This is a genomic window from Vibrio sp. Vb0667 (assembly GCF_033391095.1).
In genome coordinates this window covers 75,811-89,149 of the sequence record NZ_JAWPOL010000005.1, presented here as the reverse complement: position 1 = coordinate 89,149, position 13,339 = coordinate 75,811, and the positions used below count along the sequence as shown (strand labels likewise).

The 13,339-nt window shown below is 45.2% G+C and carries 10 protein-coding genes and 1 riboswitch; of the genes, 5 read left to right on the top strand and 5 right to left on the bottom strand.

The genetic code is table 11. From position 1 onward, the window contains the following. Positions 1 to 6 precede the first annotated feature (6 nt). The 4 genes from R8269_RS08450 to torD all read right to left on the bottom strand — a co-directional run bounded on the left by R8269_RS08450 (position 7) and on the right by torD (position 4,012). The gene (locus R8269_RS08450; protein ID WP_005378366.1) at positions 7 to 693 is read right to left on the bottom strand and encodes a TVP38/TMEM64 family protein; all 687 of its coding nucleotides are present in this window, start codon (positions 691 to 693) and stop codon (positions 7 to 9) included. 114 nt (positions 694 to 807) lie between these two features. Next, positions 808 to 1,398 carry a TfoX/Sxy family DNA transformation protein gene (locus R8269_RS08445; protein WP_005378367.1) on the bottom strand — a complete coding sequence of 197 codons (591 nt, stop codon included), beginning with the start codon at positions 1,396 to 1,398 and terminating at the stop codon, positions 808 to 810. A 116-nt stretch (positions 1,399 to 1,514) separates the two neighbouring features. Next, positions 1,515 to 1,604, bottom strand: a riboswitch (cyclic di-GMP riboswitch). Between the two features lie 287 nt (positions 1,605 to 1,891). Beyond that, positions 1,892 to 2,896 carry an HTH-type transcriptional repressor PurR gene (gene purR, locus R8269_RS08440; protein ID WP_005378368.1) on the bottom strand — a complete coding sequence of 335 codons (1,005 nt, stop codon included), beginning with the start codon at positions 2,894 to 2,896 and terminating at the stop codon, positions 1,892 to 1,894. A gap of 468 nt (positions 2,897 to 3,364) precedes the next feature. Further along, positions 3,365 to 4,012, bottom strand: coding sequence for a molecular chaperone TorD (torD, locus tag R8269_RS08435; protein ID WP_005378369.1), 648 nt, complete (start codon positions 4,010 to 4,012; stop codon positions 3,365 to 3,367). 266 nt (positions 4,013 to 4,278) lie between these two features. On the opposite strand from torD, the gene torR reads away from it, so the two are divergent. After that, positions 4,279 to 4,989, top strand: coding sequence for a two-component system response regulator TorR (gene torR, locus R8269_RS08430; RefSeq protein WP_005378370.1), 711 nt, complete (start codon positions 4,279 to 4,281; stop codon positions 4,987 to 4,989). A 72-nt stretch (positions 4,990 to 5,061) separates the two neighbouring features. Here torR and elyC read toward each other — a convergent pair whose 3' ends face one another. Then, a complete protein-coding gene (elyC, locus tag R8269_RS08425; RefSeq protein WP_005387893.1) occupies positions 5,062 to 5,847 on the bottom strand; it encodes an envelope biogenesis factor ElyC in 786 nt (261 codons plus the stop codon). A gap of 114 nt (positions 5,848 to 5,961) precedes the next feature. On the opposite strand from elyC, the gene cmoM reads away from it, so the two are divergent. Genes cmoM through mukB form a run of 4 tightly spaced genes read left to right on the top strand, consistent with a single transcriptional unit; the run spans position 5,962 to position 13,265 of the window. Continuing rightward, positions 5,962 to 6,753 (top strand): tRNA uridine 5-oxyacetic acid(34) methyltransferase CmoM, encoded by a 792-nt coding sequence (gene cmoM, locus R8269_RS08420; RefSeq protein WP_025766915.1) that lies wholly within the window; start codon positions 5,962 to 5,964, stop codon positions 6,751 to 6,753. Positions 6,754 to 6,755: 2 nt separating this feature from the next. Beyond that, positions 6,756 to 8,093: a chromosome partition protein MukF gene (gene mukF, locus R8269_RS08415; protein WP_017634722.1), complete on the top strand. Its 1,338-nt coding sequence runs from the start codon at positions 6,756 to 6,758 to the stop codon at positions 8,091 to 8,093. Further along, a complete protein-coding gene (gene mukE, locus R8269_RS08410; protein WP_005378379.1) occupies positions 8,074 to 8,799 on the top strand; it encodes a chromosome partition protein MukE in 726 nt (241 codons plus the stop codon). The genes mukF and mukE overlap by 20 nt, the downstream gene beginning before the upstream one ends. Before the next feature lie 2 nt (positions 8,800 to 8,801). After that, positions 8,802 to 13,265 (top strand): chromosome partition protein MukB, encoded by a 4,464-nt coding sequence (gene mukB / locus R8269_RS08405; RefSeq protein ID WP_064369083.1) that lies wholly within the window; start codon positions 8,802 to 8,804, stop codon positions 13,263 to 13,265. Positions 13,266 to 13,339 lie beyond the last annotated feature (74 nt).

Below are 13,339 nucleotides of genomic sequence, written 5' to 3'. Positions count from 1 at the left end.
CACCAATTACGAGTTTTGCTGACTTGGTGTCGGCCTTACTTTATTCATAACCCATTTAGTGATGATTGGAAATAGTCCCAATAGCGCAAAAGACGCTAATACTGCGGGTGAAACAATGCCCGATAGGCTTTCAATTGTTGCTAATTGAGTACCTGCATTCAGATATACGGCTGTGCCTGGCAGCATACCTATTTGGCTAGTGAGATAAAATCTACCTACAGACATCGGCGTTAAGCCCATCAGTAAGTTGATTAGAAAGAAAGGGAATACAGGGATTAGACGCAAGGAAAATAGATAAAAAGCTCCGTCTTTTTCGACACCTTGATTAATTGCGTTGAGTTTATTTCCGAATTTGTTTTGTACCCAGTCACGCAATAAGTATCGGCTGCTCAAGAAGGCCAGTGTTGCCCCCATAGTGCTAGCGAAAGAAACCAGTAGCAAGCTTGTCCAAAAACCAAATAAGGCTGCACCAAGTAAGGTGACTACTGCCGCTCCTGGGATAGAAAAAGCGGTAATTGCAATGTAGGTAAAAAAGTAAATCGCAGCCGAGAATACAAAATTCTGATCGATGTATGTAGTTAGTGCTTCTTGTTGGGCTTTTGCATTCTCTAAGGTTAAATACTGGCCAAAGTTAATACCTAAAAAGACGATAGCCGCTAGTAGGATGAGACCTAAAATCAGTTTCTTATTCATAATTTTGATTCCAATTTGGGATATATGTAATAAGACAGTAGGAAAACCGAAAAAATTTCACAAAAAAACCGCAGATTAGACTGCGGTTTTACAAGATAGTTTTTAGGCCGACTTTTATTGGAGGCCGTTCATCAACTCATCTCGGCGAGCTTGAGGTACCACACTCCAATGAGTGCCGTTGATAGCACCTTCTAGTGCCCATAGCAACTCAATGTTGACGGTTGCAGAGTGCGTATCTCTTATCGCTTTATAGGCGTTAAGCGCACCTTCCTCTTCAAGCTTCTCTACGGATTCGATGCCGGCTTTTTTTAGCATGCGCTCGGTAGCCAGTCGTAAGTTAGGCAAATCTTTCAAACGGTTAGGCTTTGTACTTGCTTGCTGTTCTTTCTCAAGCTTTGCCTTTTTCAATGATTGATTCGCTACTTCGATTAAGCGTTCGCTTGATTCCCATAAATCGCTGGAAATAGCGTAGTACTTTGTAACGACTGGGAAGCCACGTTTTTTATAAACGTAAGGCTTTAGCCCTTGTTTCTCGAAGTCAGATGAAGTTTTTTGGTCTGCTCTGATATGAAGCTGATTGTTTACCACTAGTGCAAACATTGTTTCATCAGCGAATAGTCCGAAGCCACCAAACATTGAGCGCGACTTGATATTACCAAGTGCCTCAAATAGCTTCATAGAGTCTTTGAGTATCGGTTTATCCATGTTTTGTTATCTCGGTGTAATTAATATTACGCCACCAAAAGTCAGGTCCGAGAGAGTAGCAAACATGCGTAAAAACAATGTCATTACAGAGTAAAGTCATTGCTTACACACTTGCCATCGGTAACCCCGCTACCTTCCATATCGTAATATGGTTCAGGCCGGAGGCTTTGCGTCCCACTCTTTCGAATGGTTTGCCCTGTGCGTGACACAATGAGCATACTTCTTATATTGAATTAACATCACGGTTTAGCGTTAAAAGTGTGATTTTGGTTCAATAAAAATGATAGATTGAATGCTCTATTTTGCATATGGAAAGGTGCAAATTGGCCTTTGAAAAGGAGTTCTTAATATATATTACATTTATATAAAACAGGGAGTTAACGTTAGTCAATTGTTATTAGAGCAGTGTGAAGTATTAGAGAATGCTTAATTTTCCCAAAAAAATAAGCGCCCCTGTAGAGCGCTTATTTAACACGGTTAAATACAGTGAAATTTAGTTCATTTTTTTCACAGTATTTCGAATTACAAGCTCAGGTTGCATTTCGAAAATTCGTTTTTCGTGTTCTTTATCTTTGATACGCTCAAGTAGAATTTCGAATGCATTTTTACCAACACGACGTTTAGGTTGGTGGATAGTCGTTAGCGGTGGAGAGAAGTATTCCGCAAGCTCGATGTTGTCGTAGCCGATCACTGAAATATCTTCAGGAATTTTGATCCCGTTTTGTTGCAAGCGGCTCATTAGGCCTAGAGCCATTGTGTCGTTAAAACAGAATACCGCCGTCGGGCGCTTGTCCATTGCGGTAATTTTATCTGCAACTAATACGGCCGTATCACATTCAAAGTTACCTTCAAGGATCCAGTCTTCATTTACAGCTAGGTTCGCTTCGCTCATTGCGCGACGGAAACCTGCAATGCGCTCTTGGCAAGCAAGCTTTTCAAAATGACCGCTTAGACAAGCGATATCCGTATGACCATTGTCAATCAGATGTTTGGTTGCAATGTAGCCACCTTCTTCTGAGTTATCCATGATCTTGTCTGCTTGTGAGCTCTCTGGGCCCCAATCCATGACCACTTTAGGAATGTCCGCATGACGGTCAAGCATCTCTTTTAGTTCTTCGGTTAAGTCAGAACACATCACAAGGATGCCATCAACGCGCTTTTCAGCCAGCATACGAATGTAATCGCGTTGTTTTTCGTAAATCCCGCCTGTGTTACATAAAATCAGAGTATAGCCTTGGCGGTAACAGTAGCTCTCAACGCCATCAATCACTTCTGAGAAAAATAGGTTAGTTGATTGAGTTACTAACATGCCAATCGTACGAGTTGAGTTGCATTTTAGGCTGCGTGCAACGGCACTTGGCGCGTAATTCAGCTCGTCAACGGCTTTCATTACTTTTTCTTGCGTTGCTTCTGCAACGAAACGCGTTTTATTGATAACGTGCGAAACTGTCGTAGTGGAAACGCCGGCTAAGCGAGCAACGTCTTTTATCGTGGCCATAAATGGTGTCCTGTATCGAGCTACTGAAATATGTCGTATTGGATGTACCTGATGCTCTAGTGGTTTCACACCTAGCAATCTAAAATTGGCGCTAAGTGTCTCGGCAGCGGTTGATCCAAGTGCGACAAAAGGGTGCGTAGCAGCATCGGTCGATGAATTTTATCTTTTTTCTATCTGATGAGAAATTGCCATCAACCTGTTAAGAAAACACAAAAACCGCTATATTTCAGCGGTTTACATATAAATCATATTTAATCGTTTGCGCTCACATTTTAGCCCTATGTGGACTGACTAGCAATGTTTTCAGCAAGAGATTTGTGTATTTGAAGTCACATTTTGACTGCTAAATAACCAAGCGTCTTTGCGCTAAGTTAAGGCAAACGAATATTATACCCAAGTTACTTACAATTGGTCACTTTCAGGCATACAGGAAGCCCGATAGGCAGGCTCCCTAAAAATAGGCGGCAATTATTCACCAAGAAGGTAGGCGCTGTCTAGTTTACAAAATGCAACTAATAGTTTCGCGACACTCGAGTAAAATCCAAATTCGTCGAATTTTTTACATTTGTCTGAAAACTGAGGTAACCAAGACATCAATTGTTGCTGGATAAAGTCGTTTTGTTTAACGAAGGCTTCTTCCATGTGTTTTTCTTGTTCAAGCTCGTTTGAGCGGATAATCATGTTCCCGAGAAAGTCGAGCTCAACGGCTAAGTGATCCGCAGGTTCCTTTAGGTTTTCGTCTACTTGAACGCCAAATTCAGCCATCAACTTTTCCATTTCCTCAGCTGGCTTGTCATTCAGTAAACCTGATTCACCAATGTACATGGATGCGTAAGGAAGAGCGCCGTATTTTTCTGTCTTCAAAAACAGTTCACAAAAGTCAGCTGCAAGCTCTAGTTGTGCATCTTCACGATCTTGTAACCGATTCAATGCATCAACTAGGCTATCAACAGCTGGTTTCAGCGACTCATTTTCACCTAAACCTGCGAGAAAACTGCGAATTTCAACACTGTGATAGGCTTCCAATTCTTTCTCTGTTAGTTCTTTTGCGAACAAGCTCGAAAACCACCAGTAAATTTCAGCGCGTTTTTCATTAAAAGCTTTCACTTCTTGCATTTTGGGCTCCTGAATGATGCTTCAAGTCATGCATCACAAAGTCAATTAGGGATATCCCCTAAGTGTAATCAATTAAAATGAATAGCAGTAACTATAATTGTTATGTTTTATGGTCAAAAATGACCGTTTATTAATAGCAATGGGCAAGCTTGTTTTGAATCAATAAAAACGCTAAATCTTGCGTTTTAATGTATCTATGACTAGAAATGTTACTAGTTATGAATAGAATACGTCTTGGATAATAAGAAGACAGAAAAGTGGTGTAAATGAGCTATCACGTATTAGTCGTAGAAGATGATGTTGTAACTCGTAGTAAGCTTGCGGGGTATTTCCAAAATGAGGGCTACCAAGTCAGCGAAGCAGAGAGTGGCGCAGAAATGCGTGAAGTTTTGCAAGCGGGCGATGTAGACCTGATCATGCTGGATATTAACCTGCCTGGTGAAGACGGCCTGATGCTTACTCGTGAGTTACGTAGCCAATCGGATATTGGTATCATATTAGTAACAGGACGCACGGATAGCATTGATAAAATCGTAGGCCTAGAAATGGGTGCTGACGATTATGTGACAAAACCTTTTGAACTGAGAGAGCTGTTAGTTCGCGTTAAAAACTTGCTGTGGCGTATTTCAGCAGCGCGCAGTGGCAGCTCGAAAGCGAATGAAACCAGTGAAGAGCACATTGTGCGCTTTGGGGAGTGGACATTCGACATTCAACGTCGCGCACTTAGCCGCAACGGTGAGCCAGTAAAACTAACTAAAGCAGAGTATGAACTTTTGGTGGCATTATCGTCTTACCCTAACCAGGTGTTAAGTCGTGAGCGTATTTTGAACATGATCAGCCATCGAGTGGATGCGCCGAATGACCGCACCATTGATGTTCTTATTCGACGTATGCGCGCAAAAATGGAGTTCGATCCTAAGAACCCACAAATTTTTGTAACGGTACACGGCGAGGGCTATATGTTTGCTGGTGACTAGTTTGAACATAACTCAATCGTAAAAAGAAAAAGGAGAGCTTCGGCTCTCCTTTTTTGTGGCTTCAAGATAATACTAGTTTGCTTCAACCATTGGTGTTTGGCCGACAGTATCACGCAACCTTTGCCAAATACTGCCCAAGTACTCATGCCAATAAAGCTCTGTTTGTTCTAAGTAACGCGCTTTAGGTGAGTATTTATCCCAAGGTTGACTTATCTCGCTAATAGCTAAGAAGTTGGTCGGGGCTGGGATTGGTTTAATGCCTGCTGCGTTGAACTCATACAATGCACGGCTCATGTGACTCGCAGAAGTGACTAACACAATTTCCTTTTGTTGAACGAATGCAGCCGCTTGACGCGCCTCTTCCCACGTATCTTTCGCATCTTCTAATAAAATGATATCGGATTTCGCGACTCCCAACGCAAGGGCAACGTTCGCCATCATTCGCGCGTGGCTAATTTCAGATCCGCCAGCATAGCCGGATAAGATTAATTTCGCGCCTGGATACATTCTTAAAATACGAATGCCCTCAGTTAAGCGCATTAATGCTGCACGGCTTAACTGCGAGGTGGGTGGAATTTCGTCATCGATAACATGACCATTCCCTAAAACCATCACGTAGTCGATGGTGCCAGAAACTGGCAAAAAGGCTTTATGCTCTCGCTCTAACGGCATAAGAAGCTTGGTTGAAACAGGCTGGAAGGCAACAAGAAAAATGCCAACAAAAGAGAATAGAACAACGAAGCAGCCAGTTTTACGTTTTGTAGTAAAACTAATGAGAGCAAGACCCAACAAGCCTATCAGCAGCAATGCCGGAAGGGGCATAAGCATGGCTGACACTACTTTTTTCAGCTCAAACATACATAAATAGTCCGAAAAAACATCAATTGATAATAAAAATGAGGGTATCCCTCTTTATTCCTGCTTTCCTTGTGCCAGAATAGCGGCACAATCCGTTATGATAACTCAGCAGAAGTGACAGAAGACCGCAATTTCGACGATATCGCCCACAAATTTGCAAAAAATATTTACGGCTCCGATAAAGGGGAGATCCGCCAAATCATTGTGTGGGAAGATTTTCTACAGATTCTAAGTGAATTAGATGCTGACCAGCAACCCCTAGAAGTGTTAGACGCTGGTGGTGGTTTGGCACAAATGTCGCAAAAGCTTGCTAAGCTCGGACATCGAATCGCTTTATGTGATCTATCTTCGGAAATGCTGCAGTTGGCTAAGCAGGATATTGAAAAAAACGGTTTGCTTGAGCAGTATCGCCTGATTCATTCGCCTGTCCAATCCATCGGTGAACATATGGATGGACAGGTCGATCTGGTTATGTTCCACGCTGTGATGGAGTGGCTGGTTGATCCTAAGGCCGCACTTGAAACAGTTCTTGAACAAGTAAAACCGGGAGGTATCGCATCAGTCATGTTCTACAACCACCACGGTTTAGTCTATAAAAACGTGGTTTGTGGCAACATTCCTCATATATTAGACGGCATGCCTCACCGAAAAAGATTTAAACTACAGCCGCAAAAAGGCTTAAAACCTGAAGAAGTCTACCAGTGGATAGAAAATTCAGGTTTTAATATTTGTGGCAAATCTGGTATTCGCTCATTTAGTGATTACATAGGCAATATGGAATACATGGGTGATTACGAGTTTGAAGATGTGTTGGCGCTAGAAAAACAACTTTGTCGACAAGAGCCATACCTCTCATTAGGCCGCTACATTCATGTGTGGGCTAAAAAGAACGATAAACAGGAATAACAATGAGTGAGATGACTCTCAATGCTGCAGAGCAACCAATCGATGAGCTGGTTGGCTGGGTTAAGCAGCACGATTTCTCGTTGAACCTGACCACAGAGCGATTGGCATTTTTGATAGCCATTGCCGTACTGAGTAATGAAAGGTTCGATGAAGAACTGGGTGAAGGTGAACTGCATGATGCATTTGCCATCGTCACTCGACTATTTGATGAGACCGGCGAAGCCTCCGCTTTTCGTGCGAACAATGCGATCAACGAGATGGTTAAGCAGCGTCTTATGAGCCGTTTTGTCAGTGAGATTACTGACGGAGCGAGCATTTACCGCTTGTCGCCATTAGCGATAGGAATAACCGACTACTACGTGCGTCATCGTGAGTTCTCAAAACTGCGTCTATCTATCCAGCTATCCATGGTAGCGGATGAAATGGCGAAAGCGATTGAGGCAGCACAAAAAGGTGGCACACCGGGTCACTGGAAGAAAAACGTATACGGTGTTTTAAAATATTCTGTAGGCGAAATTTTCGATCAAATTGACCTCAACCAACGTGTTATGGATGAGCAGCAACAGTCAGTGAAACAACAGATTGCTGACCTGCTTAACAAAGACTGGCGTGAAGCGATCAACAACTGTGAAGCACTTCTGTCAGAAACATCAAGCACGTTGCGTGAACTTCAAGATACGCTGCAAGCCGCCAGTGATGAACTGCAAACTCAGATCCTCGATATTCAAGAAATTGTTTACGGTGACCCTGAGCTGGAGTTTATCGAAGAAGCCTTGTTTGGTCTGCAAATGAAGCTGGACCGAATCACAAGCTGGGGCCAGCAAGCTATCGACCTTTGGATTGGTTACGACCGACACGTGCACAAGTTTATCCGTACTGCAATCGATATGGATAAGAATCGTGCGTTTAGCTCGCGTCTGCGTCAATCTGTCAAAGATTACTTCGATGCGCCTTGGTATCTGACTTATGCAGATGCGGAGAGGCTTTCCGACCTTCGTGATGAGGCCCTAGTACTGCGTGATGACGAGGTCACGGGGCAAGTTCCGATGGAAGTAGAATACGAAGAGTTTCAACAAGTCAATGATGAGTTGTCTGAACGAATTGGTGACATGCTAAAAGCGCATAAAGATCAAGGCACACCAATCGATTTGAGTGTGGTACTGCGAGATTACCTTGCACAGCACCCTTATACTCATCATTTTGATTTAGCTCGCATTATCGTCGATCAAGCTGTACGTCTAGGGTATTCAGAATCGGATTACCAAGCGATTCAACCAGACTGGAAAGCAATCAACGAATTTGGGGCAAAGGTACAAGCGAATGTCATCGACCGATACTAATGAATACATGTCAGAGAATCTGGCAAAAGCAATTTCTAACCCTCTGTTCCCAGCGCTAGACAGCATGCTTCGAGCAGGGCGTCATATCTCAAGTGAAGATCTAGACAACCACGCGTTGCTGTCGGATTTCGAACTTGAGCTTTCTTCTTTCTACCAACGCTACAACACCGAATTGGTGAAAGCGCCAGAAGGTTTCTTCTATCTTCGTCCTCGTTCAACGTCTCTGATTGGCCGTAGTGTTCTTTCTGAACTGGATATGCTGGTGGGTAAGGTACTGTGTTTCCTTTATCTAAGCCCAGAGCGTCTTGCGCACGAAGGCATCTTCACTAACCAAGAGCTGTACGACGAACTGCTTGCTCTAGCAGATGAAAACAAGCTGATGAAGCTAGTGACGAACCGTGCGACTGGTTCCGACCTTGATAAAGAAAAGCTGTTTGAAAAAGTACGTACGTCACTTCGTCGTCTACGCCGTCTAGGCATGATCATCAACATCGGTGAAACCGGTAAATTCAGCATCAGTGAAGCGGTATTCCGCTTTGGTGCCGATGTACGTATTGGCGATGACATGCGTGAAGCGCAGCTGCGTCTGATCCGTGATGGTGAAGCAGTAGTGCACACCAAAGAGCCAAGCCAAGGCAGCTTATTGTCTGAAGAAGATCAAGACGACCAAGCCCAAGAAGAAACAACAGAAGAGGGTGAAGCATGAGCATGATTGAACGCGGTAAATACCAATCGCTGACCATGGTCAACTGGAACGGCTTCTTTGCCCGTACGTTTGACATCGATGGTCTGGTCACCACGCTATCAGGTGGTAACGGTGCAGGTAAATCAACCACAATGGCGGCGTTCATCACCGCATTGATTCCTGACCAAACGCTGCTGCACTTCCGTAACACGACAGAAGCAGGCAGCAGCCAATCGTCTCGCGACAAAGGTCTGTACGGTAAGCTACAGCCGGGCGCGTGTTATGCGGCGCTTGACGTGGTTAACTCACGTAACCAACGCCTATTGTTCGCAGTAAAACTGCAGCAAGTTGCAGGTCGTGATAAGAAAGTAGATATCAAACCGTTTGTTATCCAAGGTCTTCCAAGCCATGTGAAACCAACAGATATCTTGGTTGAAAGCGTATCTGCGACTCAAGCTCGTGTACGTCAAATCAATGAAGTAAAAGAATCAATCGCAGAATTTGAAGGCGTTCAATTTAAAGCCTTCTCTTCTATCGTGGATTACCACGCACAAATGTTTGAATTCGGTGTGATTCCGAAGAAACTGCGTAACTCTGGTGACCGTTCTAAATTCTACCGCCTGATCGAAGCATCGCTTTACGGTGGTATCTCAAGTGCGATTACCCGTTCGCTACGTGACTACCTTCTGCCACAAAACGGCGGCGTGAAGAAAGCGTTCCAAGATATGGAATCGGCGCTGCGTGAAAACCGCATGACGCTAGAAGCGATCAAAACTACGCAAGCAGACCGTGACTTGTTCAAACACTTGATCACAGAGTCGACTAACTACGTGGCAGCGGACTATATGCGCCATGCTAACGAGCGTCGTAAAAAACTAGAACAGACATTGTCTTTGCGTTCAGAGTTATTTGGTTCTCGCGAGACCTTGATTGAGCAAAACAATCTGCTTAATCGCGTTCAAGAAGAGCTGGAACTGCTGATCGAATCAGAATCTTCTTTAGAGCAAGACTACCAAGCGGCTTCTGATCACTTGCAACTGGTGCAAAACGCGCTGCGTCAGCAAGAGAAGATCGAACGCTACCAAGAAGATCTTGAAGAGCTGAGCGAGCGTCTTGAAGAACAAATGATGGTAGTGGAAGAAGCGCAAGAACGCGTGATGATGGCTGAAGAGCAAGCTACCGTTGCAGAAGAAGAGGTGGATAGCCTTAAGACGCAACTTGCTGATTACCAGCAAGCTCTTGACGTTCAGCAAACTCGCGCCCTTCAATATCAACAAGCAGTTCAAGCGCTGGAGAAAGCGAAGCAGCTACTTGGCGATGACAGCCTAACGGCGGAATCGGCTCAAGCGCTTGTCTCTGAGCTTAAGAGCAAAGAATCAGAACACACCAATGCGTTGCTATCGGTTAAGCACAAACTGGACATGTCTTCTGCAGCGGCAGAGCAGTTTGAAACCGCGCTTAAACTGGTACAAAGCATCGTTGGTCAAGTTGAGCGCAAAGACGCGTCTGAACATGCGAAAACTGCAATCGCGAAAGCGCGTGAGTCACAACAAATCGCACAAAACGAACAGCAATGGCGAGCACAACACCGTGATCTCGAACGCAGCCTTAACCAGCAGCGTCAAGCACGTGAACTGGTTGCTGAATACAAAAAGCAATATCACGTTGAACTAACCGATGAGGTTACGTTTGAACAAGAACGTGAACGTCATGCGACGCAAATCGAATCACTAGAGATAGCTCAAGAAGAAGTTCGTGATCAGCGTGGTGAACAGCGCCGTCTAGAGCAAAACGCGGTGGCAGAAATCAGTAAGCTTGAAGCAATAGCACCAGCTTGGATCGCGGCGAACGATGCGCTAGAGAAACTGAGAGAGCAGAGCGGTGAAGAGCTTGAGGATCGCCATGCGGTAATGAACCACATGCAAGTTGTCCTTGAACAAGAAAGGGAGCTGTCTTTAGCTAAAGATAAGCTTGCTGAGCGCCGTAGCCAGCTAGACTCTGAGATTGAGCGTCTTGCTTCTCCTGGTGGTTCAAATGACCCTCGCCTGAAAGGTTTGGCAGATACGCTGGGCGGTGTATTGCTGTCTGAGATCTACGATGACATCACGATTGATGACGCGCCTTACTTCAGTGCGATGTACGGTCCGGCTCGTCACGCTATCGTTGTTTCTGACTTGTCAGGCATCGAAGAGAAACTGGTAGAGCTAGACGACTGTCCAGAAGACTTGTACATCATTGAAGGTGACATCGATGCCTTTGATGACAGCTCGTTCGATGCAGAAGAGTTAGAGGGCGCGGTTTGCGTTCGTATGAACGATCGCCAAATGCGTTACTCTCGCTTGCCTGAGATCCCATTGTTTGGCCGTGCGGCACGTGAGCAGCGTCTAGAGTTGCTGCGTAACGAACGAGAAGAAGTGGTAGAGAAACACGCAAAAGCGGCGTTTGATTCTCAGAAAATGCAGCGCTTGTACCAAGCGTTTAACCTATTTGTGTCTAACCACATTCAGGTTGCTTTTGACGCCGATCCAGAACAAGCACTGGCAACTATTCGTGATAAGCGTAACCAAATTGCTCGCGTGTTGGCGGATCTGGATGCGAAAGAGCAACAACAACGTTCTCAGCTTCAAACCAGCAAGCAAGCGTTGTCTTCTCTGGACAAGCTAGCGTCACACATGGTGCTTGTTGAAGATGAGTCATTGCAAGCGCGTTTTGATGAGCTAGAAGAGAAAATCGCTCAGCTTGCAGAGGCGAAGAACTTCTTAAGCAACCATGCAAAAGCCGTCGCGCAATTAGAGAATATTGCGTCTGCGCTTGATGCTGACCCAGAGCAATTCGACGCGCTAGAAGCAGAATACAAAGCGGCAGACGAACAGCTACAAGATCTTAAGAAGCAAATCTTTGCACTCTCAGATCTCGTTGAGCGTCGCCACTACTTCGCTTACTCAGATTCAGTAGACCTACTGAACAAGAGTAGCGAACTGAGCGAGCAGCTAAAAGCAAAACTGGTTCAAGCTGAACAAATGCGTACACGCTCTCGTGAAGAGTTGAAACAGTCGCAAGGCCAAATGAACCAATACAACCAAGTATTGGCGTCATTGAAGAGTTCACACCAAGCGAAACTGGAAACGGTTCAAGAGTTCAAACAAGAACTTCAAGAGTTTGGCGTGAACGCGGACGAAGGTGCTGAAGAACGTGCAATGCGTCGTCGTGATGAATTGCATGAGCGTCTACATACGTCTCGCAGCCGTAAGAGCGAATACGAGCGTACGATCACCTCTACTGAACTAGAGATGAAAGGCTTGGCAAAACGTCTGAAGAAAGTTCAGAAAGAATACGTTGAGCTGCGTACGTTCGTGGTTGCAGCGAAAGCTGGCTGGTGCTCTGTACTTCGTCTGGCGCGCGAGAACGATGTTGAACGTCGTCTACACAAGCGTGAACTGGCTTACATGTCAGCGGATGAACTGCGTTCGATGTCGGATAAATCACTGGGTGCGCTGCGTCTAGCGGTTGCGAACAATGACGACCTGCGTGATGCGCTGCGTCTATCAGAAGACAACGCTCGCCCAGAGCGTAAAGTTCTGTTCTATATTGCTGTATACCAACACCTTCGTGAGCGTATTCGTCAGGATATCATCCGTACTGATGACCCAGTTGAAGCAATCGAAGAGATGGAAGTCGAGCTGGCGCGTCTAACGGAAGAGCTAACGCAACGTGAAAACCGTCTAGCGATCAGCTCTGAGTCGGTAGCGAGCATTATCAAGAAGACGATTCAGCGTGAGCAAAACCGTATTCGTATGCTGAATCAAGGCTTGTCGAACATTTCGTTTGGTCAGGTGAAGGGCGTACGTCTAAACGTGAAGATCCGCGAAAGTCACGAAGTGCTACTGAACGGTCTAGCGACACAACAAGAGCAGCACAAAGACCTGTTTGAATCGACTCGCTTTACTTTCTCCGAAGCAATGGCGAAGCTGTTCCAACGTGTGAACCCACATATCGATATGGGTCAACGTTCTCCTCAGGTTTTGGGTGAAGAGCTACTGGATTACCGTAACTACCTAGAGCTAAGTGTAGAAGTGAACCGTGGTACAGATGGTTGGCTACAGGCTGAGTCTGGCGCGCTATCAACAGGTGAGGCGATCGGTACTGGTCAGTCAATCCTACTGATGGTTGTTCAAAGCTGGGAAGAAGAATCACGCCGCCTGCGCAGTAAAGACATTGTGCCTTGTCGTCTGCTGTTCTTAGATGAAGCAGCGCGTCTGGATGCGAAATCGATCGCGACATTGTTCGAATTGTGTGACCGTCTGGATATGCAGCTTCTTATCGCGGCACCAGAAAACATCAGCCCAGAGAAAGGTACGACCTACAAACTGGTGCGTAAGGTGTTTAAAGACCACGAACACGTACACGTAGTGGGTCTGCGCGGTTTTGGTCAAACGGATAAGCCTAAGACCGAAGCACAAGAGATGATTGAAGAGTTTGAATCGTAAACTTCGAATCTAACAAAACGCCCGCAATGAACGCGGGCGTTTTTGTATCTGTTTACGAGGCAGGCTTCGAAATA

What these genes read in the sequence shown, in the direction of transcription:
- R8269_RS08450 (WP_005378366.1), bottom strand. Translation starts at nt 693, where the DNA reads ATGAATAAGAAACTGATTTTAGGTCTCATCCTACTAGCGGCTATCGTC.
- R8269_RS08445 (WP_005378367.1), bottom strand. Translation starts at nt 1,398, where the DNA reads ATGGATAAACCGATACTCAAAGACTCTATGAAGCTATTTGAGGCACTT.
- purR (WP_005378368.1), bottom strand. Translation starts at nt 2,896, where the DNA reads ATGGCCACGATAAAAGACGTTGCTCGCTTAGCCGGCGTTTCCACTACG.
- torD (WP_005378369.1), bottom strand. Translation starts at nt 4,012, where the DNA reads ATGCAAGAAGTGAAAGCTTTTAATGAAAAACGCGCTGAAATTTACTGG.
- torR (WP_005378370.1), top strand. Translation starts at nt 4,279, where the DNA reads ATGAGCTATCACGTATTAGTCGTAGAAGATGATGTTGTAACTCGTAGT.
- elyC (WP_005387893.1), bottom strand. Translation starts at nt 5,847, where the DNA reads ATGTTTGAGCTGAAAAAAGTAGTGTCAGCCATGCTTATGCCCCTTCCG.
- mukF (WP_017634722.1), top strand. Translation starts at nt 6,756, where the DNA reads ATGAGTGAGATGACTCTCAATGCTGCAGAGCAACCAATCGATGAGCTG.
- mukE (WP_005378379.1), top strand. Translation starts at nt 8,074, where the DNA reads ATGTCATCGACCGATACTAATGAATACATGTCAGAGAATCTGGCAAAA.
- mukB (WP_064369083.1), top strand. Translation starts at nt 8,802, where the DNA reads ATGATTGAACGCGGTAAATACCAATCGCTGACCATGGTCAACTGGAAC.